The 23212-nt window shown below is 75.2% G+C and carries 17 protein-coding genes and 1 pseudogene; 17 read left to right on the forward strand and 1 reads right to left on the reverse strand.

All coding sequences use genetic code 11. The features are described from left to right. Positions 1-81: 81 nt before the first annotated feature. The 5 genes from lepA (at position 82) to ABWU78_RS01000 (ending at position 7900) form a co-directional block, all read left to right on the forward strand. On the forward strand, positions 82-1974 hold the full coding sequence (gene lepA, locus ABWU78_RS00980; RefSeq protein WP_290444608.1) for a translation elongation factor 4: 1893 nt from the start codon (positions 82-84) through the stop codon (positions 1972-1974). Then, positions 1971-3308: a radical SAM family heme chaperone HemW gene (hemW, locus tag ABWU78_RS00985; protein WP_439157282.1), complete on the forward strand. Its 1338-nt coding sequence runs from the start codon at positions 1971-1973 to the stop codon at positions 3306-3308. The genes lepA and hemW overlap by 4 nt, the downstream gene beginning before the upstream one ends. Continuing rightward, a complete protein-coding gene (locus tag ABWU78_RS00990; protein WP_439157283.1) occupies positions 3305-5419 on the forward strand; it encodes an acyltransferase family protein in 2115 nt (704 codons plus the stop codon). The genes hemW and ABWU78_RS00990 overlap by 4 nt, the downstream gene beginning before the upstream one ends. Positions 5420-5582: 163 nt before the next feature. Continuing rightward, complete coding sequence (locus ABWU78_RS00995) at positions 5583-6683, forward strand: hypothetical protein (protein ID WP_439157284.1); 1101 nt, start codon at positions 5583-5585, stop codon at positions 6681-6683. A gap of 116 nt (positions 6684-6799) precedes the next feature. Continuing rightward, positions 6800-7900, forward strand: coding sequence for a hypothetical protein (locus tag ABWU78_RS01000; protein ID WP_439157285.1), 1101 nt, complete (start codon positions 6800-6802; stop codon positions 7898-7900). 78 nt (positions 7901-7978) lie between these two features. Here the strand turns inward: ABWU78_RS01000 and ABWU78_RS01005 are convergent, their stop codons facing one another. Next, the gene (locus tag ABWU78_RS01005) at positions 7979-8842 is read right to left on the reverse strand and encodes a DUF3097 domain-containing protein (protein WP_253050329.1); all 864 of its coding nucleotides are present in this window, start codon (positions 8840-8842) and stop codon (positions 7979-7981) included. Between the two features lie 155 nt (positions 8843-8997). Between ABWU78_RS01005 and ABWU78_RS01010 the strand changes: the two genes are divergently transcribed. From ABWU78_RS01010 to ABWU78_RS01065, 12 genes and pseudogenes are all read left to right on the forward strand, one after another. After that, positions 8998-10461: an MFS transporter gene (locus tag ABWU78_RS01010; RefSeq protein WP_439157286.1), complete on the forward strand. Its 1464-nt coding sequence runs from the start codon at positions 8998-9000 to the stop codon at positions 10459-10461. Positions 10462-10540: 79 nt separating this feature from the next. Next, a complete protein-coding gene (gene hrcA / locus ABWU78_RS01015; protein WP_439157287.1) occupies positions 10541-11557 on the forward strand; it encodes a heat-inducible transcriptional repressor HrcA in 1017 nt (338 codons plus the stop codon). Between the two features lie 133 nt (positions 11558-11690). Next, positions 11691-12812, forward strand: a complete 1122-nt coding sequence (dnaJ, locus tag ABWU78_RS01020) for a molecular chaperone DnaJ (RefSeq protein WP_253050324.1) — start codon at positions 11691-11693, stop codon at positions 12810-12812. Between the two features lie 13 nt (positions 12813-12825). Beyond that, entirely contained in the window at positions 12826-13638 is an 813-nt protein-coding gene (locus tag ABWU78_RS01025) for a 16S rRNA (uracil(1498)-N(3))-methyltransferase (protein WP_439157288.1), read from the forward strand. Continuing rightward, positions 13635-13997 (forward strand): HIT domain-containing protein, encoded by a 363-nt coding sequence (locus ABWU78_RS01030; RefSeq protein WP_439157289.1) that lies wholly within the window; start codon positions 13635-13637, stop codon positions 13995-13997. Before ABWU78_RS01025 ends, ABWU78_RS01030 begins: the two co-directional genes overlap by 4 nt. Before the next feature lie 121 nt (positions 13998-14118). Continuing rightward, a complete protein-coding gene (locus tag ABWU78_RS01035) occupies positions 14119-15216 on the forward strand; it encodes a PhoH family protein (protein ID WP_439157290.1) in 1098 nt (365 codons plus the stop codon). Continuing rightward, positions 15213-15665, forward strand: a complete 453-nt coding sequence (ybeY, locus tag ABWU78_RS01040; RefSeq protein ID WP_087469283.1) for an rRNA maturation RNase YbeY — start codon at positions 15213-15215, stop codon at positions 15663-15665. Before ABWU78_RS01035 ends, ybeY begins: the two co-directional genes overlap by 4 nt. After that, positions 15662-16993, forward strand: coding sequence for a hemolysin family protein (locus ABWU78_RS01045; RefSeq protein WP_439157291.1), 1332 nt, complete (start codon positions 15662-15664; stop codon positions 16991-16993). The genes ybeY and ABWU78_RS01045 overlap by 4 nt, the downstream gene beginning before the upstream one ends. Further along, positions 16990-17940, forward strand: coding sequence for a GTPase Era (gene era, locus ABWU78_RS01050; RefSeq protein ID WP_043651768.1), 951 nt, complete (start codon positions 16990-16992; stop codon positions 17938-17940). Before ABWU78_RS01045 ends, era begins: the two co-directional genes overlap by 4 nt. A 91-nt stretch (positions 17941-18031) precedes the next feature. Continuing rightward, positions 18032-19627: an alpha/beta hydrolase family protein gene (locus tag ABWU78_RS01055; protein ID WP_439157292.1), complete on the forward strand. Its 1596-nt coding sequence runs from the start codon at positions 18032-18034 to the stop codon at positions 19625-19627. Positions 19628-19672: 45 nt separating this feature from the next. Further along, positions 19673-21271: an outer membrane protein assembly factor BamB family protein gene (locus tag ABWU78_RS01060; RefSeq protein ID WP_439157293.1), complete on the forward strand. Its 1599-nt coding sequence runs from the start codon at positions 19673-19675 to the stop codon at positions 21269-21271. 134 nt (positions 21272-21405) lie between these two features. After that, positions 21406-23212, forward strand: a pseudogene (locus tag ABWU78_RS01065) (hypothetical protein); the annotation flags it as partial.

The following is a 23212-nucleotide window of genomic DNA, read 5'->3' on the forward strand; positions in this document are numbered from 1 at the left end:
GCCCGCCCGAGAGCGACCGTCGGCGCGCCGCCCCCGAGCGCGCGGCCCGACCCGCACGCCACTCCCAGGAGCGCACCCGCGTTGTCCCCGATCCCCAGCGCCCAGCTGAGCACCCGCATCCAGCCCGCGGCCACGCCGCCCGAGCTGATCCGGAACTTCTGCATCATCGCCCACATCGACCACGGCAAGTCGACCCTGGCCGACCGCATGCTGCAGCTCACCGGTGTCGTCGAGCCGCGCGCCATGCGCGCCCAGTACCTCGACCGCATGGACATCGAGCGCGAGCGCGGCATCACGATCAAGTCGCAGGCCGTCCGCATGCCGTGGGCGGTCGTCGAGGACGGGGTCGAGACGCCGCACGCGCTGAACATGATCGACACCCCGGGCCACGTCGACTTCACGTACGAGGTCTCCCGGTCGCTCGCGGCGTGCGAGGGCGCGGTGCTGCTCGTCGACGCGGCGCAGGGCATCGAGGCGCAGACCCTCGCGAACCTGTACCTCGCGATGGAGAACGAGCTCGAGATCATCCCGGTGCTCAACAAGATCGACCTGCCGGCCGCGCAGCCCGAGAAGTACGCGGAGGAGCTCGCGAACCTCGTCGGCGGCGACCCGGACGACGTGCTCAAGGTCTCCGGCAAGACGGGCGCCGGCGTCGAGGCGCTCCTCGACCGGATCGTCGAGCGCGTGCCCGCCCCGGTGGGCGACGCCGACGCGCCGGCGCGCGCGATGATCTTCGACTCGGTCTACGACACCTACCGCGGCGTCGTGACGTACGTGCGCGTCGTCGACGGCAACCTCAACCCGCGCGAGCGCATCGTCATGATGTCGACGCGTGCGACGCACGAGCTGCTCGAGATCGGCGTCATCTCGCCGGAGCCGATCGTCACGAAGGGTCTCGGCGTCGGGGAGGTCGGCTACCTCATCACGGGCGTGAAGGACGTGCGCCAGTCGAAGGTCGGCGACACGGTGACGAACTCCGCGAAGCCCGCGGCGGAGGCGCTCGGCGGCTACTCCGACCCCAAGCCCATGGTCTTCTCGGGCCTGTACCCGATCGACGGCACCGACTACCCGGTCCTGCGCGACGCGCTCGACAAGCTCAAGCTCAACGACGCCGCGCTCAACTACGAGCCGGAGACGTCGGTCGCGCTCGGCTTCGGCTTCCGCGTCGGGTTCCTCGGCCTGCTGCACCTGGAGATCGTGCGCGAGCGCCTCGAGCGCGAGTTCGACCTCGACCTCATCTCGACCGCGCCGAACGTCGTCTACGACGTGACGCTCGAGGACGGGACGACCGTCAAGGTGACCAACCCGTCGGAGTTCCCCGGCGGCAAGATCAAGCAGGTCAGCGAGCCCGTCGTGCGGGCGACCATCCTCGCGCCGAGCGAGTTCGTCGGCACGGTCATGGGTCTGTGCAACGACCGCCGCGGGCAGATGCTCGGCATGGACTACCTGTCCGAGGACCGCGTGGAGCTGCGCTTCACCCTGCCGCTCGCCGAGATCGTGTTCGACTTCTTCGACCAGCTCAAGTCCCGCACGCGCGGGTACGCGTCGCTCGACTACGAGCCGTCGGGCGACCAGGTCGCGGACCTCGTCAAGGTCGACATCCTGCTCCAGGGCGAGCAGGTGGACGCGTTCAGCGCGATCGTGCACAAGGACAAGGCGTACGACTACGGCGTCATGATGACCGCCAAGCTCAAGGAGATCATCCCGCGCCAGCAGTTCGAGGTGCCGATCCAGGCGGCCGTCGGCGCGCGCGTCATCGCGCGCGAGACGGTGCGCGCGATGCGCAAGGACGTCCTCGCGAAGTGCTACGGCGGCGACATCAGCCGCAAGCGCAAGCTGCTCGAGAAGCAGAAGGAGGGCAAGAAGCGCATGAAGAACATCGGGTCCGTCGAGGTCCCGAAGGACGCCTTCATCGCCGCGCTCTCCTCCGACGCCGCGGGCGGCAAGGACGCCAAGGACAAGTCCAAGAAGTGAGCCCGGCCCTGCCCGACGGCGAGCCGGTCCCGCCCGACGGCTCGCTCCCCGCGTGGGTCGCGCCGGGCGGGAGCGGGTCCGTCGCGGGGGTGCCCCGCCCGACGGCGCCGCGCGGGTTCGGCGTCTACCTGCACGTCCCGTTCTGCTCGGTGCGGTGCGGGTACTGCGACTTCAACACCTACACGGCGTCCGAGCTCGGCGGCGGCGCGAGCCAGGCGTCCTACGCGAGCACGGCGCTCCTCGAGGTCGACCTCGCGGCGCGCGTCCTGCGCGACGCCGGTCTGCCCGAGCGGCCGGTGTCGACCGTGTTCGTCGGCGGCGGCACGCCCACGCTGCTGCCCGCCGGCGACCTCGCGCGCCTGCTCCACGGCGTGCGGGACGCGTGGGGCCTCGCACCCGACGCCGAGGTGACGACCGAGGCCAACCCGGACTCCGTGACGCCGGAGTCGCTCGCCGAGCTCGCGGCCGCGGGGTTCACGCGCGTCTCGTTCGGCATGCAGTCCGCCGTCCCGCACGTGCTCGCGACGCTCGAGCGCACGCACGACCCGCGCCGCATCCCGGACGTCGTGCGCTGGGCGCGCGACGCGGGCCTCCAGGTCTCGCTCGACCTCATCTACGGCACGCCGGGCGAGAGCCTCGACGACTGGCGGGCGAGCCTCGAGGCCGCGCTCGCGACCGGCGTCGACCACGTGTCCGCGTACGCGCTCGTCGTCGAGGCGGGGACGAAGATGGCCGCCCAGGTGCGGCGCGGGGAGGTCGCGCTCCCGAGCGAGGACGACCAGGCCACGAAGTACGAGCTCGCCGACGAGCTACTCACCGCCGCCGGGCTGACCTGGTACGAGGTGAGCAACTGGGCCCGCACCGACGACGACCGCTGCCGCCACAACCTCGCGTACTGGCGGGGCGACGACTGGTGGGGGATCGGACCCGGCGCGCACTCGTACGTCGCGGCGGCGGGGGCGCTCGGCGCGGAGCCGACGTCCGTGACCGACGACACGGGCGCGTCGGTCCAGGAGCCGCGGGTCGGCGTGCGATGGTGGAACGTGAAGCACCCGCGCCGGTACGCGGCGCTGCTCGAGGCGGGCACCAGCCCCGCGGCCGGGCGTGAGCTCCTCACGCGGGACGAGGGACGGCTCGAGCAGGCCATGCTCGGCGTGCGGCTGCACGAGGGTCTCGACCTCGCGGTCCTGTCCCCGGCCGGACGGCGCGCCGTCGCCGGGCTCGTCGCGAACGGGCTGCTCGACGGCCGCGCGGCCGTGGCCGGTCGCGGAGTGCTCACCCTGCGGGGGCGGTTGCTGGCGGACACGGTGGTACGGGAGATCACGGACGAGTGACGACGACCTACGAGGCACCTCGACCCGGGACGACCCCTGCCGGGGCCGGTCGCCCGACGCTCGAGGAGCCTCGCGTCGTCGGGCACCTGCGGGCGCCCGGCGCCGCCCGACGGCCGGGCCGCCCGACCGTGCGCTACCGCCGGATGCCCGGGCTGGACGGGCTGCGGGCGCTGGCCGTCCTCGTGGTCGTCGCGTTCCACCTCGCCCCGGCGACGTTCCCCGGCGGGTACGTCGGGGTCGACGTCTTCTTCGTGCTCTCGGGCTTCCTCATCACGACGCTCCTCGTGCGCGAGCACCGCGACCGGCACCACGTGGGGCTGCGCTCCTTCTGGGCGCGGCGCGCCCGCCGCCTGCTCCCCGCGCTCGGGCTGGTCGTGGCGGTGTGCACGGCTGCCGCGGCCGTCGTCGGGGGTGACGTCCTCGTCGGCATCGGCCCCCAGCTCCTCGGCGCTGCGACGTTCACGAGCAACTGGGTCGACGTCGCGAGCGGGGCCACCTACTCGGGTGCGCTGCTCCCGCACCTCTTCGGCAACCTGTGGTCGCTCGCGGTCGAGGAGCAGTTCTACCTCCTGTGGCCGCTCGTCGTCGTGCTCCTGTGCGTCGTGCGGCCCCTGCGCCGCCGGGCGCCGTGGATCGTCGCCGGGCTGGGGCTCGTGTCCGCGGCCCTCATGGCGCTGCTGTACTCGCCCGGCTCCGACCCGACGCGCGTCTACGTCGGCACCGACACCCACCTCTTCGCGCTCATGGCCGGGGCTGCGCTCGCGTTCTGGCACGTGCGCCCGGTCCAGCGGCCCGACGTCGACCCCCGGGCCGGCGCCGACGCGTCCGCCCTCCTGCCGGGCGGGCCGCGCGTGCGCACGGCGCGCGGCCGGGTCGCCGTCCTCGGCGCCGGGGCGGTCGGCGCCGTCGTCCTCGTCGTCGCCGTCGCGACGATGCGCTGGGACGGCGAGCTCGCCTACCGCGGCGGGCTGCTCGTGTGCGCGGTCGCGGCGACCGCGGTGCTCAACGCCGTCGTGTGCCTGCCCGGCATCGGCGCGCAGCTCGACCGCGGTCCGCTCGGCTGGGTCGGACGGCGGTCGTACGGGCTCTACCTGTGGCACTGGCCCGTGCTCGTGCTCGCCGCGGCCGCGCTCGGGACCGTGGTGGGTCCCGTGACCCCGGGTGCCGTGCACCCGCTCGTCGTCGTCGTGACCCTCGCCGTGACGACCGTCGCGGCGGCGCTGTCCTTCCGGTACGTCGAGCGTCCCGTGCTGCGGCGCGGGCTGCGCGGCGCGGCGCGCGACCTCGCCCGCCGCCTCCAGCCGACGCCGGGCGAGGCGGGGCCGCGCGTCCTCACCCGCCGCGGCTGGGCGCTGGCGGCGTCGTGCGCGCTCGTCGTCGGCCTCTCCGCGGCCGGGGTCGTCAACGCGCCCGCCACGACGAGCGTGGAGCAGCAGATCGCGGCGGGGGAGCAGGTCGCGCGGGCGACGCAGGCTGCACCGCGCGCCGCGGCGCCCGCGGCCGGCCCGGTGGTGTCGCCCCCGGCAGCGGGTCCCGACCCGGGCCCGGCCGACGCGCCCGCACCGGGACCCGAGGCGGCACCCGCCGAGGCCGCGGCGGCCCCGGTCGCGGCACCGACCGGCGACCAGGTGACCGTCGTAGGGGACTCGGTGACGCTCGCGAGCGCGCCCGCGCTCGCTGCGGCCCTCCCGGGCACGTACGTCGACGGCGCGGTCTCGCGCCAGGTCAAGGACGGGCCGGCGGCGCTCGCCGCCGCGCGCGACGCGGGCGCGCTGCGGCCCTACGTCGTCGTCTCCCTCGGGACGAACAGCACCGCGAGCGCCGCGGCGATGGACGAGCTGCTCGCGGCGGTCGGCCCCGGCCACCGCGTCGTGCTCGTCACCGGGTACGCCGACCGGCCGTGGGTACCGGGCACCAACGCCGAGATCGTCGCCGCGGCGGGACGGCACCCCGGTGTGGTCGTCGCGGACTGGTCGGCAGCGGTGGCCGCGGACCCGACCGTGCTCGGTCCGGACGGCGTGCATCCCACGGACGCCGGAGCGACGGCGTACACGGCGGTCGTCGTCGACGGCCTGACCCGTGCGGCGGCGCTGGGCTCCACGACGAGCTGACCCTCCGCGGCGTCGTTCCGGTCCGCCCGGCGTTTCCCCTCGCGCCGCCGTCGGAATCCCGACAGGCTGGAGGGCGACAGCGAAATGTGCGACCGACACACGACGTCCACATCCGGTGCGTGGCCCGGTTCCCCCGCGGCCCGTCGACCGACCGAGGAGACCCATGAGCGACAGCACCGCCGGCGGCCCGCCGCGCGACGAGAACGAGCCGCAGCTCCCGTCGGACGCCCCGGCGCCCGAGAACCCGTACGCGGCGGCCGAGCCGCCGGTCCCGCCCCAGGAGCCCGTCGCACAGGAGCCGCCTGCACCCCAGGCCCCGCCCGTCCCGCAGACGCCGCACGCACCGGCGCAGCCCGCGTCGCCGCCCCCGGCCTCGCCCTCCGGTGCTCCGCCCGCGGGCGCGTACCCGCCGCCGGCCGGGCCGCCGCCGGGACAGCCGTACGGTGCCCCGCCGGCCGGTGCGTACCCGCCCCCGGCGGGACCGCCGCCCGGGCAGCCGTACGGCCAGCAGCCGCCCGGGCAGCCGCCCTACGGCGGGCAGCCCGGGTACCCGCCGCCGGCGGCGCCGTACGGGCAGCCGGGGTACCCGGGTCAGCCGATCCAGGTCCAGGACGCGTTCTCCTACGGCTGGAGCAGGTTCACGCAGAACGCCGGGGTCATCCTCGGCGGCGTCCTCACGTACGTCGTCGTGCTCGCCGGCCTGTCGGTCGCGTTCTGGGCGCTCCTCGTCGGCACGGCGACGACCACGATCGACCCGCAGACGGGCGAGATCAGCACGGCGGGCGGGTTCGCTTTCGGGTTCGGGACGTTCCTGTTCGTCGCGATCCTCGTCGTGCTCGGGTTCCTCGTCCAGGCCGCGGTGGTCAACGTGTCGCTCCTGGTCACCCGCGGGAAGAAGCTCGAGTACGCGGACTTCTTCCGGTACCCGAACCTCGGCACGGTGATCCTCGTGGCGCTGCTGATCGGTCTCGCCACGGGCGTGCTCGCGATCACGATCGTCGGACCGCTCGTCTTCGTGTTCTTCGCCCAGTTCACGCTGTTCTACGTCATCGACAAGAAGCTCGGCGTCCTCGACGCGTTCAAGGCGAGCTTCACCGTCGTGAGCAAGAACCTCGGCACGGTCGTGCTGCTGTTCCTGGGCGTGTACCTGGCCGAGCTCGTCGGGACGCTCCTGTGCTACGTCGGCCTGCTCGTGGCGCTGCCCGTCGCCCAGATCGCGACGGCGTACGTGTACCGGCGGCTCAACGGCGAGCAGCCCGTCTGAGGCGGAGGGTGGCACTGCTCCCCGCGCGCCCAGGCCCCTGAGCAGCCAGGATAGGACCGAGCACGTCGAGGACGCGTGCTGCCCGCAGCACGTGACGACGAGGAACGAGGTGCACGATGACGGACCCCACGAACCCGGGCGGTCAGCCGCCCCGCGACGACGAGCCGACGCCGGCGGACGGCTCCGGCGCTCCGGAGCAGCCCACCCAGCCGCCGGCCGGTCCGAGCCCGGCGACGCCCGAGGGCGACGTCCCGCCCGCGTCGCCGTACGGCCCGGGCGGCGCGACGCCGCCGGACCCGTCCGCCCCGCCGTCGGGGCCGCCCGCGTACGGCGCGCCGCAGGACCCCGCCGCCCCGCCGTCGGGCCCGCCCGCCTACGGCGCGCCCGGGGCGTACGGCGCTCCCGCGGGCGCACCGGGCGACCCCGCGGCCCCGGGGCCGACCGCCCCGCCGCCGGGCGCGTACCCGCCCCCGTCCGGCGCCTACCCGCCGCCGCCCGGCTCGTACCCGGCCGCGGCCGGCGGCTACGGCGCCCAGCCCGGGTACACGGGGCCCGCCTTCGCGGTGGGCGAGGCGATCTCCTACGGCTGGCGCAAGGTCACCTCGAACCTCGGGCCGTGGATCCTCGTCGCGCTGATCTTCCTCGCGGTGAACGTGGCGTGGAGCTGGATCACGGGCGGGTTCGACCAGTTCCAGGACCAGTACGACTTCAGCGACACGAACTTCGCCGCCGTCAGCGGCATCACGTTCACGAGCATCCTGCTCGGGATCGTGGGCACGGTCATCGGCTACCTGATCACCGCGTTCTTCACGCGCGGCGCGCTCGACGAGGTGGACGGGCGCCGCCCGGACGTCGCGGCGTTCTTCCGCCTCGGCAACGTCGTCAACGTGCTGCTCGCGGCGCTGATCGTCGGCATCCTCACGGGCATCGGCTTCGTGCTGTGCATCCTGCCGGGCTTCGCGGTGCTGCTCTTCTCCGCGTTCGTCTACTACGTCGCGCTCGACCAGGGCGTCGACGCGATCACGGCGATCCGGACGAGCTTCTCGCTCGTCGCCAAGAACTTCGGCCAGGTGTTCCTGCTGCTGCTCGCGCTGTTCGGCATCAACATCCTCGGCGCGATCCCGTGCGGCCTCGGCCTGTTCGTCACGATCCCGCTGAGCTACGTGGCCGTGGGCTTCGCCTACCGTCGCCTCACCGGGGGCGTGCCGGCCGCCTGACGGCCGGTCGTCGTCGTTCACCACGCCCCGGTGCCGCCCGTCGGTGCCGGGGCGCGGCGCGTCCGGACCGGGGCGAGGTCAGGACGCCGTGACGAAGTCGATGAGCTCCTCGACGCGGCCGAGCAGGGACGGCTCGAGGTCCGCGTACGTGCGCACGGTGCCGAGGATGCGCTGCCACGCGCGGCCCACGTCCTCGGCGGTCTCCGCGGGCCAGCCGAGCTCGCGCAGGATGCCGCGCTTCCACTCGGTGCCCCGCTCGATCACGGGCCAGCGCTGCAGGCCGACGCGCGCGGGCTTCACGGCCTGCCACACGTCGACGTACGGGTGCCCGAGCACGAGCACCGTGCCCGCGGGGGAGCGGCGGACCGCGTCGTCGGCGATGCGGCGCTCCTTGCTCCCGGGCACCAGGTGGTCCACGAGCACGCCGACGCGGCGCTGCGGCGTCGGGCCGAAGTCGGCGAGCGCCGCCGCGAGGTCGTCGACGCCGTGCAGGGGCTCGACGACGACGCCCTCGACCCGGAGGTCGTCGCCCCACACCTTCTCGACGAGCTCGGCGTCGTGCTTGCCCTCGACCCAGATGCGGCTGCCGCGGGCCACGCGCGCCCGCTGCCCGACGACGGCGCGCGAGCCGGACGCGGTCCGCGTCGGCGCGGCGGGGGCGCGGGACGTGACCGGGGCGGTGAGCTCGACCGGCTCGCCGTCGACCCAGAACCCGGGCCCGAGCGGGAACGTCCGCGTCCGGCCGGCGCGGTCCTCCAGCACGACGACGTGCATCCCGCCCGACTTCTCGACCCGCACGACCGCGCCGACCCACCCGGTCTGCACCTCCTCGACGACGAGCCCCCGCTCGGCGGCCTGCGGTCGGGACACCGGCCGCGCACGATGATGAACGGGGGCGGGCGTGCCGCCGAGGACGTCGAACCCATAACGATCGAAAGCCACGCCGTCACCCTAGGGGAGCGCCGGACGCACCCCGGCGAGATCGGCCCGTGCGTCGCGACATCGACCTCCCGAGGGTCGATCTCGGACGCTCGGGTCGATCTCGGCACCCGGCGCCCGCCGCGCGCGGTCCCGGGGAGGGGTGGTACGACGGAGCGGTGAGCCCGCAGCGCGCCGAGCCGGACCCGAACCGCTGGCGCGTGCTGCCCGTCTGCCTCGCGGTCGGCTTCGTCACGACGCTCGACGTGTCGATCGTCAACGTCGCCCTCCCGTCGATCGAGTCGTCGCTCGACGCGGGGCCGACGCAGCTCCAGCTGGTCGTCGCGGGCTACACGCTCGCGTTCGGGCTCGCGCTCGTGCCCGCCGGCCGGCTCGGCGACGCCGGCGCCCGGCGTGCCCTGTTCATCGCCGGGCTGGTCGGGTTCGCGCTCATGAGCCTCGCGTGCGGGATCGCGCCGACGGACGGGTGGCTCGCCGTCGCGCGCCTGCTGCAGGGCGTGAGCGCGGGCGTCCTCAACCCGCAGGTCGTCGGGCTCATCCAGCAGCAGTTCTCCGGGTTCGAGCGCGGCCGCGCGTTCGGCATGTTCGGCGCGACGATCGGGGTCTCGACGGCGCTGGGCCCGCTGCTCGGCGGCCTCATCATCGCGGCGGCCGGCTCCGCGGACGGGTGGCGGTGGGTCTTCCTCGTCAACCTCCCCGTCGTCGCGGTCCTATTGCCCTTCGCGTGGCGCCTCGTGCCCGCGCCACCGCCCGACGCCGCGCGCTCCGCGCGGGGCCCGCGCCGCCTCGACCTCGTCGGGCTGGCGCTGCTCGGTGCGGCGACGCTCGGCGTCATGATGCCGTTCGTCACGACGACCGGTCGCGGGGACGACGCCTCGCGCTGGTGGTGGTTGGTCGTGGCCGCCGCGGCGGGGACCGCGGCCGTCGTCTGGGAGCGGCGGTACCAGCGGCGCACCGGCGAGGCGGTGCTCGACCCGCAGGTCGTCGGGCTCGGGTCGTTCCGCAACGGCGCGCTGCTCGGCCTCGCCTACTTCGCGGGCTTCACGGGCATCTTCCTCGTGGTCACGCTCTACCTCCAGGACGAGCTCGGCTACACGCCGCTCCAGGCGGGGCTCGTGGGGACGCCGTTCGCCGTGGCGTCCGGGGTGTCGGCGTGGTTCTCGGGGCGCTGGGTCGCGCGCTGGGGCCGGCAGCTCGTCGTCGGCGGGCTGACGCTCGTCCTCGTCGGGGTCGTCGTGGCCGACGCCGTCGTGCGCCTCCTCGGGGACGAGCCGGGCGCCGTGGGGCCGGCGCTCGCGGGAGCCCTGCTGGTCGCCGGGGCGGGCAGCGGGACGGTCATCGCGCCGAACCAGACCCTCACGCTGTCCGAGGTTCCCGTGAGCCGCGCGGGGGTCGCGGGGAGCATGCTGCAGCTCGGGCAGCGCATCGGGTCGGCGGTCGGCATCTCGATCGTGCTCTCCGTGTACTACGGGGGCCTCGCGGGCGGCGACACGGCGGCGCACGCGACGGGGAGGGCGCTGCTCGTGACGATCGTGCTCGTCGCGCTCGCGCTCGTCGTCGGGCTCGCGGACCTGCGTTCGCGGCGAGCGGAGGACCGCGGGACGGGCCGCGCGGACGCGTAGGATTGGCACTCGGAGGTCGAGAGTGCCGACGCCCGCGCGCCCGCCCGGGGCGGCGACGGTGCGGCACACGGAGGTGGACGTGAGCGAGGAGCGCCGGCTCGAGGTGCTGCGGGCGATCGTCGAGGACTACGTCCTCACGCGCGAGCCCGTGGGGTCGCGCGTGCTCACCGAGCGGCACGGCCTCGGCGTGTCGCCCGCGACGATCCGCAACGACATGGCGGCCCTCGAGGACGCCGGGTACATCGCGCAGCCGCACACGTCCGCGGGCCGCATCCCCACGGACAAGGGCTACCGTCTCTTCGTCGACCGGCTCTCGGGCGTCAAGCCGCTGTCCGCGCCGGAGAAGCGCGCCATCGAGACGTTCCTCTCCGAGGGCGTGGACCTCGACGACGTCATCGCGCGCGCCGGCCGGCTGCTGGCGCAGCTCACGGGCCAGGTCGCGGTCGTGCAGTACCCGTCGCTGAGCCGGTCCGGGCTGCGGCACCTCGAGCTCGTGCCGGTCGGGGACTCGCGCCTGCTCGTCGTGATCATCACCGACACCGGGCGCGTCGAGCAGCGCACGCTCGAGGTCGCGAGCGTGCCGGACGAGGGCACCCTCGTCGAGGTCCGTGCGCGGCTCAACGCCGCCGCGGCCGGCAAGCGCCTCACGGACCTCGCCACGGGCCTCGCCGCGGTGACGGAGAGCTTCCACCCCGACGACGCCCCGCTCGTGCGCGCGGTCGGCGACCTCGTCGCCCAGACGCTCGCCGAGGAGAGCGAGGAGCGCCTCGTGCTCGCGGGCACGGCGAACCTGGCCCGCGCGGGCATGCGGTTCGAGCACGCGCTGCGCCCGGTCCTCGAGGCGCTCGAGGAGCAGGTCGTCCTCCTGGGCCTCCTGACGGAGATGGCGGCCGAGTCGGGCGTGAGCGTGCGGATCGGGCACGAGACCCAGCTCGAGGGCCTCGTGGAGACCTCCGTCGTGACGACCGGTTACGGTAACGACGGCGACACGGTCGCCCTCGTCGGCTCGATCGGGCCGACCCGCATGGACTACCCCGGGACCATCGCGGCGGTGCGCGCCGTCGCGCGCTACCTGTCACGGGTGCTCGGCACGTGAGCCTCGCCGCGGCCTCCCCGCGCGCGGCAGGCATCCACGACGACCGACCTCGTGCCGGTCTCACGACCCGCACCAGACCCTTCACGACCGGCCCCCTGCCGGCCTCACGACCCGCACCAGCAGAGAGTGACGTGTGAGCGACTACTACGAGATCCTGGGCGTGGCGCGCGACGCCAGCCAGGACCAGATCAAGAAGGCTTATCGCAAGCTCGCGCGCGAGCTGCACCCCGACGTCGCGGGCGAGGAGGCGGGCGACCGCTTCAAGGACGTGGCGCGCGCGTACGAGGTGCTCTCCAACCCGGAGAAGCGTCAGCAGTACGATCTCGGCGTCGACCCGAGCGCCCCCGGCGGCGGCGCCGGCCCCATGGGCGGCGGGTTCGGCTTCCAGGACATCTTCGAGACGTTCTTCGGCGGCGGCCAGGCGCAGCAGGGGCCGATCCCGCGCGCCCGGCGCGGCCAGGACGCGCTCGTGCGGCTCGACATCGACCTGTCCGAGGCGACGTTCGGCGCGCAGCGCGAGCTCCAGGTCGACACGGCGGTCGTGTGCGGGACGTGCGGCGGCTCGTGCTGTCGCCCGGGCACCTCGCCCCGCACGTGCGACGTCTGCCACGGCCGCGGCACGGTCCAGCGCGTGGCGCGTTCCTTCCTCGGCCAGGTCATGACGAGCGCCCCGTGCGCCGCGTGCCAGGGCTTCGGCACCGTCATCCCCGAGCCGTGCGCGGAGTGCTCCGGCGAGGGCCGCGTGCGCAGCCGCCGCAGCATCACGGTGAACGTCCCCGCGGGCGTCGACACGGGCACGCGCATCAAGCTCACCGCGCAGGGCGAGGTCGGTCCGGCCGGCGGCCCCGCGGGCGACCTGTACGTCGAGATCCGCGAGCGCAACCACGACACGTTCGTGCGCCGCGGCGACGACCTGCACTGCACGCTCCAGGTGCCCATGACCGCGGCCGCGCTCGGCACCGTCCTCGAGCTCGAGACGCTCGACGGCGCGCAGGAGATCGACCTGCGCCCGGGCACGCAGCCGGGCCAGATCGTCACGCTCAAGAACCTCGGCGTGGGGCACCTGCACGGCAGCGGCCGCGGCGACCTCAACGTCCACATCGAGGTCCAGGTGCCGCGCGAGCTCACCGAGGAGCAGGAGCAGCTCCTGCGCTCGCTCGCCGCGATGCGTGGCGAGGAGCGGCCCGAGCCGCGCCTGTCGGCCGCGCACCCCGGCGTGTTCTCGCGCCTGCGCGACAAGCTCTCCGGGCGCTGAGGGGAGCGGTCGCGTGAGTGCTCCGGTGTTCCTCGCCGAGACCGGGCTCGACGCCGTCGCGCCCGGCGACCGCTACGTCCTCGACGGCGCCGAGGGCCGCCACGCGGGCGTCGTCCAGCGCCGCGGGGCGGGGGAGCGGGTCGACGTCGTGGACGGCGACGGCCTGCGCCTGCGCTGCGTCGTCGAGCACGCCGACGCGGGCCGCGTGACCCTGCTCGTCCAGGAGGTCGACCGCGAGCCCGCGCCCGCCGTCGTCGTGACGCTCGTGCAGGCCCTGGCCAAGGGCGACCGCGACGAGATGGCGATCGAGGCGGCGACCGAGATCGGGGTCGACGTCGTAGTGCCCTGGCAGGCGGAGCGCTCCGTCGTCGTGTGGCGCGGCGAGCGCGCCGCGAAGTCCCGTGCGCGCTGGCTCGCGACGGTCCGCACGGCGACCAAGCAGGCGCGGCGCGCGCGCCTGCCGCAGGTCGAGGTGGCCGTCGACTCGCGCGGCCTCGCGGCGCGCGTGACCGACGTCGTCGCGGCCGGCGGCCGGGCGATCGTGCTGCACGAGGAGGCCGTGACGCCGCTCGCCGACGTCGCGCTGCCCGACGGCGCGACCCGTCCCGGCGGCGCGGCGCCCGAGGTGCTGGTCGTCGTCGGCCCCGAGGGCGGGATCTCCGACCGCGAGGTCGCCGACCTCACGGCGGCCGGCGCGGTCGCGGCCCGGCTGGGCCCGCACGTGCTGCGCACGTCGACCGCCGGTCCGGTCGCCGTCGCCCTCCTCGCCGAGCGGCTCGGCCGCTGGGGCGTGGCGGCCGGGCCTGGACTAGCCTCGGGGTCATGACCAGCACCGACGTACGCACGGACCCGGACTGCCTCTTCTGCCGCATCGTCGCGGGCGAGCTGCCCGCCGACGTCGTCGCGACGAGCGACCGCGCGATCGCCTTCCGGGACATCGACCCCCAGGCCCCGGTGCACGTGCTCGTCGTGCCGCGCGACCACCACGGCGACATCGCCCAGCTCGCGGCGGCCGACCCGGCGCTGCTCGCCGACGTCGTCGCGCTCGCCGACGAGGTCGCGGGCGACCAGGCCGACGGCCAGTTCCGCCTCATCTTCAACTCCGGCCCGCGCGCCGGGCAGAGCGTGTTCCACGTGCACGGGCACGTCATCGCGGGCGCGGAGCTCGGCTGGACGCCCGCCTGAGCCCTGCGCGAAAGGACGTGTGGCGCCCGGGCGCGCTCGGTACGATGGAGGCGATCTGCGGGGCCGTGGCGGCCCCGGCCCCACCGTCCGACCGAAGGAGCGCAGCGGCGCAAGCCGGCTCATGACCTCTCTGTCCCGAGAACCCGACCCTCAGCCGCACCGGGTCGAGCACCGCATCGTCATCCCGACCCACGTGCCGATGGTCGCGCTCCTCGGCAGCCGCGACTCCGTGCTCCGGGCCGTCGAGGAGGGATTCCCCTCGGTCGACGTGCACGTGCGCGGCAACGAGATCGCGGTCTCCGGTCCTCCGGGGGACGTCGCGCTCGCCTCCCGCCTGCTCGACGAGCTCGTCGAGGTCGTGGAGGCCGGCACGCCGCTCACGGCGGACGTCGTGTCGCGCTCCATCTCGATGCTCACGGCCGCGACGGCGTCGCGGCCGGCCGAGGTGCTGACGCTCAACATCCTGTCGAGCCGCGGTCGCACGATCCGGCCCAAGACGGTCGGGCAGAAGCGCTACGTCGAGGCGATCGACGCCAGCACCATCACGTTCGGCATCGGTCCCGCGGGCACGGGCAAGACGTATCTCGCGATGGCCAAGGCCGTGCAGGCGCTCCAGTCCAAGCAGGTCAACCGGATCATCCTCACGCGCCCGGCGGTCGAGGCGGGGGAGCGGCTCGGGTTCCTGCCCGGCTCGCTCACGGAGAAGATCGACCCGTACCTGCGCCCGCTGTACGACGCGCTGCACGACATGATCGACCCCGACTCGATCCCCAAGCTCATCGAGGCGGGCACGATCGAGGTCGCGCCGCTGGCGTTCATGAGGGGTCGCTCGTTGAACGATTCCTTCATCATTCTCGACGAAGCGCAGAACACGACGACCGAGCAGATGAAGATGTTCCTCACGCGCCTCGGGTTCGGGTCGCGCATGGTCATCACGGGCGACGCGACGCAGGTGGACCTGCCCGGCGGCACCCAGTCCGGGCTGCGCGTGATCGAGGACGTCCTCACGGGCGTGGACGACGTCGAGTTCTGCCGCCTCACGTCGTCGGACGTGGTGCGCCACCGGCTCGTGAGCGAGATCATCGACGCGTACGCGCGGTGGGACCTCGCGTCCGGCACCGGGGCGCGACAGGGGACGGGCGGCGCACCGCGCCGCCGGGACGACGAGCGCCGCGGACGCCCCGCGGGCAGGGACCGACGGACGAGGGACGACGCGTGAGCATCGAGGTCAACAACGAGACCGAGGCCGAGGTCGACGAGGCCGAGTTCGCGGCGCTCGCGCGCTACGTGCTCGACGCGATGCGCGTGCACCCGCAGAGCGAGCTGTCGATCCTCTTCGTCGACACCGACGTCATGACCGAGCTGCACGTGCGCTGGATGGACGAGCCGGGACCGACGGACGTGCTCTCGTTCCCCATGGACGAGCTGCGTCCCGGTCGCGACGGCGAGGTGTCCGGCCCCGGCCAGCTCGGCGACGTCGTGCTGTGCCCGGAGGTCGCCGCGCAGCAGGCGGTGACCGCGGGGCACTCGACCGCGGAGGAGATGCTGCTGCTCACGACGCACGGCATCCTGCACCTGCTCGGCTACGACCACGCCGAGCCGGAGGAGGAGAAGGAGATGTTCGCGCTCCAGCGCAAGCTGCTCCTGACCTTCCTCGCCGGCCGGTGAGCGGCGAACCCGTCGCGCTCCTGGCGGTCCTGACCGTCCTCACGGTCGTGCTCGCCGCGGTGCTGAGCGCCGGCGAGGCGGCGGTGCTGCGCGTGACGCGCGCGGCGGTGAGCGAGGCCGCGCTCGGCGACGACCTGACGACCCCGCCGCGGCCGTCCGGGCGTCGCGCGCTGGCGCTGCTCGCGGACCCGGCCGCGACGGCCCGTTCCGTCGGGTTCGTGCGCGTCGTCGCCGAGGTCGCCGCGATCACGTGCCTCACGCTGCTCGTCGCGGCGTGGCTGGAGCCGTGGTGGCAGGTCCTGCTCGTCGCGCTGGCAGTGAGCGTCGTCGTCGGCCTCCTCGTCGTGCGGGTCAGCCCGCGGTCGCTGGGCCGCCGGCACGCCGTCCGCGTCCTGCTCGCGCTCTCGGGGCTCCTCACGGGGATCGTCGCCGCGACCCGCTGGCTCACGCGCCTCGCGCCCGCCCCCGACTCGGGGGCGCACGAGCGCGAGCTCCAGGACATGGTGGACCGCGTGAACGAGTCCGACGTCATCGAGGAGGAGGAGCGCGAGCTCATCCGCTCCGTCTTCGAGCTCGGCAGCACCCTCACGCGCGAGGTCATGGTCCCGCGGACGGACATGGTCACGACCTCGCGGGACACGCCGCTGCGCAAGACGCTGTCGCTGTTCCTGCGCTCGGGTTTCTCCCGCATCCCCGTGACCGGGACGTCCGCGGACGACCTCGTGGGCGTCGCCTACTTCAAGGACGTCGTGCGGGTGCTGCAGGGCGGCCCGGGGGCGGACGCCCGGCCGGTCGGCGACGTCGCGCGCGCCGCGATCTTCGTGCCCGAGTCCAAGCCCGTCGACGACCTCCTGCGCGAGATGCAGGCGTCGTCGTCGCACATCGCCATGGTCGTCGACGAGTACGGCGGCATCGCCGGGCTCGTGACGATCGAGGACGCGCTCGAGGAGATCGTCGGCGAGCTGACCGACGAGCACGACCGGCCCGAGCCCGAGGTCGAGGACCTCGGCGAGGGCGTGCTGCGCGTGCCCGCGCGGCTCGGCGTGGACGAGCTCGGCGAGCTCTTCGGGCTCGACCTGGACGACGACGACGTGGACACCGTCGGCGGCCTGCTCGCCAAGGCCCTCGGCAAGGTCCCGCTGCCCGGCTCCGTCGCCGACGTGCACGGCCTGCGGATCGAGGCCGACCGGGTCGAGGGCCGGCGCAAGCAGCTCGCGACCGTCCTCGTGTCCCACGCCGCGGCCCCGACGCCGCCCGCGGCACCCCACGAGCCGGAGACCCCGGCCGACACCCGACCCTCCCTCCCGACCGTGAAGGACACCCCGTGAGCACGACCACCCCCGAGCACCGCTCCGGATTCGCCTGCCTGGTCGGGCGGCCCAACGCGGGCAAGTCGACCCTGACGAACGCGCTGGTCGGCCAGAAGGTCGCCATCACGTCCGGGCGGCCGCAGACGACCCGCCACACGATCCGCGGGATCGTGCACCGCCCCGACGCGCAGCTCGTCCTCGTCGACACCCCGGGCCTGCACCGGCCCCGCACGCTGCTCGGCGAACGCCTCAACGACCTCGTGCGCGAGACGCTGACGGAGGTCGACGTCATCGCGTTCTGCCTGCCCGCGGACCAGAAGATCGGGCCGGGCGACCGGTTCATCGCGAACGAGCTCGCCGAGCTCATGCGCGGGCGCCGCGGCACGCCCGTGGTCGCCGTCGTGACGAAGGCCGACCTCGTGGACCGCGGCACGCTCGCCGCGCACCTGCTCGCCGTGGACCGGCTGGGGGAGACCGCGGGCGGCTGGGCGGACATCGTGCCGGTCTCGGCGCAGGACGGCTACCAGGTGGACGTCCTCACCGACGTCCTGGTCTCGCACCTCCCCGAGGGGCCGGAGCTCTACCCGGGCGGCGAGCTCACCGACGAGCCCGAGGCGGTGATGGTCGCGGAGCTCGTGCGCGAGGCCGCGCTCGAGGGCGTGCGCGACGAGCTGCCGCACTCGCTCGCCGTCCAGGTCGAGGAGATCGTGCCCCGCGAGGGCAGCGGGGACGAGGCCACCGGCCGCCCGCCGCTGCTCGACGTGCGGGTCAACCTCTTCGTCGAGCGCGACTCGCAGAAGGCCATCGTCATCGGTCGGGGCGGCTCGCGGCTGCGAGAGGTCGGGACCCGCGCGCGGCACGGCATCGAGGCGCTGCTCGGCGCGCGCGTCTACCTCGACCTGCACGTGAAGGTCGCCAAGGACTGGCAGCGCGACCCCAAGCAGCTCCACCGGCTCGGGTTCTGAGGCGGGCCGCGCCCGGACGGGGGAGAGCCCCCGTCCGCGCGTCGGGGCCGCACCAGGGACCGGCGTCGTGGGTGCGACGTACGATTCCCCGGTGATCTTCCGGACCGCCGCGACCACCGCCGCCCTCGCGATCGTCCTCGCGATCGTCGGCGCGGTCACGGGACCGCAGTGGGACCCGGTGCCCGTGACCGAGCACCTGGAGCCCACGACGCCCGACACGACGATCGGGGGCCAGCCTCCCGGCGGCGCCGACCCCGTCGGCACGTACGACGTGCGCGAGACGGACGTGACGATCCGGCTCGACGGCGCGACGGTCGGGGGCATCCTGCGCGAGCCCGTCGACGCGGGCGACGACCTCCCGGGCGTGGTGTTCGTGCACGGCGCGGGCACGGGCCTGGCGACGGAGGCCTTCGTGGACGTCGCGGCCGACCTCGCGAGCGCCGGTGTCGTCACCCTCGTGCCGGACAAGCGCCTCGACACGTACACGACGCGTCACCGCGACTACGAGGCGATGGCGCGCGACTACGAGCGCTCCGTGGACCTGCTCCGGACGCGACCCGGGGTCGACCCGGACCAGGTCGGGCTGTACGGGGAGTCGGAGGGCACGTGGATCGTGCCCGTGATGGCGGTCGAGGACCCGACGATCGCGTTCTCCGTGCTCGTGTCCGCCCCGGTCGTGCCGCCGCGCCAGCAGGCCGCGTTCGCGGTCGACAGCTACCTGCGCAACACGGACGTCCCGCACGGGGTGTTCCGGGCGATCCCGCGCGCGGTCGGCATGGCGATCCCCGGGGGCGGCTTCGAGTACGCCGACTTCGACGTCGAGCCGTTCCTCGAGCGGCTCACCCAGCCCGTCCTCGTGGTCTACGGCACCGCGGACCCGTCGATGCCGGTCGAGCAGGGGGCGCGGCAGATCCTCGACGCGACGGGGCCGTCGTCGGCGTCGGGCGGCGCCGACGTGACCGTGCGGTTCTACGAGGACGCGAACCACGGGATCAAGATCGACGACGTGCTCGTCCCCGACTTCCCGCGCGACCTCGGCGCCTGGATCACGTCCCTCCCCGACAGCGCGACCGCGCAGCCCCAGGTCGCCGGGGCCGAGCCGAACCAGCAGTACCTCGCCGGTCCCGTCCCCACCCCGCGGTGGCTCGGCAACGGCGACCTCCTCGTCGGGCTCGTGCTCGGCGCGGTGGGTCTCCTCGTGCTCGGGCCGCTCGTCGGGCTCGCCGGAGGGCTCGTGCGCCGCCTGCGCCGCGTCGCCGGGCGCCCGAGCGCGCCCGCCGGTCTCGCGCCCGGCTTCCGCGCGCCGCTCGCCGGGCTCGGCGTGGGCGCCCTCGGGACGACGGTGGCCCTCGTGGTCTACCTCGTCGCCGTCGCCCGGCTCGCCCTCGACTACGAGAAGGACGCCTGGGTCGTGCAGGGCGGGTGGATCGGGGTGCGGCTCGTCGGGCTCGCGACGCTCGTCGCCGCGGCCCTCCTGATCAACCGCTCCGCCGAGGTCCGGACGGCCCGGCGCGCCGCGGCGGACCTCGCCGACGCGGCCGGCACCGGCGTCGAGGAGGGCCGGGCCGGGGCGCTGCGGGTCGCGCGGGGCCTGACGACGCGCGTCATGCTGTGGTGCGTCGTCGCGGGTGCGGCGATCCTCCTCGTGATCCTCGCGTACTGGGGCGTGTACCAGCTCGGCATCTGACCGCCCGCCCGGGCGCGGGCGCCTCCGCGTGCGTATCGTGGACAGGTGAGGCGCCGTCGGCTCGCGCAGGACCGGGCGGCTCGTGCCGGGCACGTCACCCACGAGCCGACGACGGACGGTGCCAGCGCGTCGGCGGGTGCCGTCAGCTTCGAGCTCCTGCCCCCCGAGCTGCGCACGGACGACCGCTTCGACGCCGTGTTCGACGGCGAGCCGGAGGCTGCGAGCGACGGCGACCGGTCGGGGCGCACGGCCCCGGGCACCCTCGGCGACGGGCGCCGTGGCCCGCACGCCCGGAGCGCCGGGACCGCGTCGCGACCCGCGACGGCCGCGGCAGGATCCGCCCGGACCGCGCGCGAGCGCGGACGGTCCCGGCGCAGCGACGGCACGGACGCACCGCGGCGCGCCTGGTACGCGCACCCCGTCCCGTGGGTCGCCGTCGCGGTCGCCGCCGCGTTCGCGGGCTCGGTCGCCTTCACCGCCTCGATGGAGGACGCGCGGCCCGTCGACGTCACCGCGCTCGCGGGCGGGCTGCGCCCCCTCGACGCACCGCCCGAGCCGCGGTGGTCCGTGCCGGTCGCGCCGGGCTCCGACGTCGTCCCGGCAGTGGGCGCCGTCGTCACGGTCGACGGCGCGCTCACGGCGCACTCGGTCGAGGACGGCTCGGTCCTCTGGCGGTCCGAGCGGCTCGGCGACCGGGCCACGTGCCTGCCGGCCCAGGGCGAGCCGGCCCGGGAGGTGGTGGTGTGCGCCGTGCCGTCGGGGTGGCGCGAGCAGGTCGCCCGGCTGGTCACCGTCCGGTCCGCGACGGGCGAGGTCGTCGGCGACCGGACCGTCGAGACCGCGGGCCGCCTGTCGGTCGTGCCCGTCGGCGCCGGCGACGTCGTGCGCGCGTGGTGGCGGGGCGGCGAGGTCGCGCTCGTGCGCGAGGACGCGGCGACCGGAGAGGTCCGCTGGGACCGGTCGCTCCCGCACGACGGGCTCGGGCGCGGGGGCGACGTCGTGCTCGACGTCCGCCGCGGGGTGGTCGACGTCCTGGCGCCGGGCGTCGCCGCGGCGCTCACGGAGGACGGCCGCTCGCTCGTCGAGGACGACGTGTGGACGATCGTGCGGCTCCAGGACGGCCGCTACGTCGGGAACGAGTACGGGCGCGGCACGGCGACCGTCTTCACGGCCGCGGGCGAGCCGGACTTCCGGATCAAGGGTCGCGTCCTCGAGGCACCCCTCTCGGACGGTTCCGCGCCCGGCGTGATCGTCACCAACACGTTCGGGAGCATCGTGGGGGTCGACGCGGCGACCGGCTCGGAGCTCTGGTCCCTCCCGGGCACCGGCCTGCGAGCCGTCGCGCGCGTCGACGGGCGCGTCGTCGTCCAGACGGACTCGGCGTACCGCAGCGTCGACGCGCGCACCGGCGAGGAGGCCTGGGCCGTGACCGTCGACGACAGCGGGCCCTGGCCGGTGCTCACGGACGGACGGTCGCTCTTCGTGACCGAGCGCGGCCGCGAGGGTCAGGGGCTCGTGTCGCTCGCGCTCGACGACGGGGCCGTCGAGTGGCGCTGGGCCCTGCCCGAGAACACGTACCACGTGGTCGCGGTCGAGGGCCGCCTCTTCCTGCTCGGCGCGGACCGGCTGACGGCCGTGTCCTGAGCCGTCCCGTCGTATCGGGGGTCCGCGCCGCGTGGGCGCTTGAAGGCGCACGTGATGAACCGGTAGAAACGGTCGGGGCCCGTCGGGCCGGCGTGCGTGCGTACGGCACGGCGCGACAGCGTAGGGAGTGCACGATGACCAACCAGACAGAGCCGGCCGAGGACCCGCAGCTGCGCGCTGCGGGCTCCGGGCCGACCACGGCGCCCGACGGCGTCGCGGTGGGTGACGGGGACTCCTCGGCCGAGCGCGCACCGGGCGGGGCGCCTGCGGAGCCGGGCGCGGGGGACGACGGCGGACAGGGCGGCGTCGAGGAGGCCGAGGCTCCCGCGGGGCCGGCCGCCACGGCCACCGCACCAGGTCCGGTCTCGCCCTTCGCCGGGATGCCCGTGAGCGACTACGTGCGTGACGGCGTCGCGGCCCTCCTGCTCCTCGTGTCCCTCGCACTGCCGTGGGACGCCGCGAGCCGCGCGTCCGACAAGATCGAGGTCGTCCTGCTGACGATCCTCTCCCTGCTCACCCTCGCGCTGCCGTACCTCGCCCGCACCGGGGTGCTGCCCGCGACGTGGACCGTGCACACGACGCGGAAGGTCCGTCTGCTCGCCAACGCCCCGTACGTCCTCCTCGTCGGCGTCTACCTCGTCGTCGACGTCGTCGGGGGCGGGGACTTCGGCGACGGCTGGGGCGGCGTCGGCTCCGCGGCCGCACTCGGGCTCGCGGGCGCGATCCTCGCGGCGCAGCCGCGCGAGAGCGAGCTCGGACCGCAGGACCAGGACCGCGCGGTCACGAACCGCTGGCTCCAGGCGCTCCTCGCGGGGGCCGCGGTCCTCGCGGTGACCGTCCTGCTCACGATCATCCTGACCGTCACGGGGACCCGCCTCGGCGGCGCGCTCCTCGTCCTGTTCGTGCTCGTCTCCGCGCTCTTCGTCCTCGCGCTCGTCGGCCTGCCGACGTACGGCACGTGGCGCCGGTCCGAGGCGGCGCGCCTCACGCTCGTCGGGCTGGGGGTCATCCTCGCGGTGGCGTTCGTGCTGGGCTCGGGCAACAACGGGCTCGTCACGATCGAGAGCACGCACCGCGGCCGGTTCGGGCTCGTGCTCGTCCCGGCGCTCGCCGCGATCGCCGCGGCGCCTGCGGTGCACCGCGCGATGACGGTGGCCGACCCCGTGAAGACCTGGGTGCGCGTCGCCGTGAACGCCCTCGACCTCGCGCTCGTCGTCGCCGGGTACGTCGCCGTGAGCGCCGTGCTCACGCTGGCCGAGGGCGCTCGCGGCGTGCCGGTCGTGCTCGCCGTCGTGGTGGGCGTGCTCGCGGCGGCCGTCGCGTTCGTCGCGCGCCGCTCGCTCGCCCGCGACGCGACGACCGGCCGGCCGCTCGCCCTCGGTGGCGCCGGTGTCGTCGCGCTGCTGGGCATCGTCCTGCTCGTCGTGACGTCCAACCGGGTCGTGCTCGGCGGTGGCGTCGAGCACGTGCTCCTCGCGTTCGGGCTCCCGCTGCTCGTCGTCGGTGCCCTGACGGTCCCGCGCGAGGTGCGCGCGTACTTCGCCGAGCACCGTCCGGTCCCGGCCGCTGCCGCCGGGGCGGCGGCGCAGGCGTACGTCTGGCAGCCGCCCGCGCCCAAGCCGGTCCGGCAGGCGCCCGTCGCGCCGTCCGGACCCGCGGCGGCGCAGCCGCCGGCCAGTTCCTACCCCGGGGCGCCGCACGGTGGTGCGGCGTACCCGGTGGCTGCGCAGACCGGTCCGGTCGCCGCGCAGCAGCCGGACCAGGGCCGCTGGGCGCCTGCAGGCGGCGACGCCACCGAGGTCCTCCCGGTCCAGCAGGTCGAGCCCGAGCGCAGCGGGTACGCGGCACGCCCGGGGCTCGACCCCGACCAGGGCCCCGCGACCGCCGTCATGCCGGCGTACCAGGAGGGGCAGCCGGGCACCGGCCCGCAGCCGACCGCGC

It is taken from the genome of Cellulosimicrobium sp. CpK407 (assembly GCF_051844275.1).
In the GTDB taxonomy this organism is placed as follows: domain Bacteria; phylum Actinomycetota; class Actinomycetes; order Actinomycetales; family Cellulomonadaceae; genus Cellulosimicrobium; species Cellulosimicrobium cellulans_G.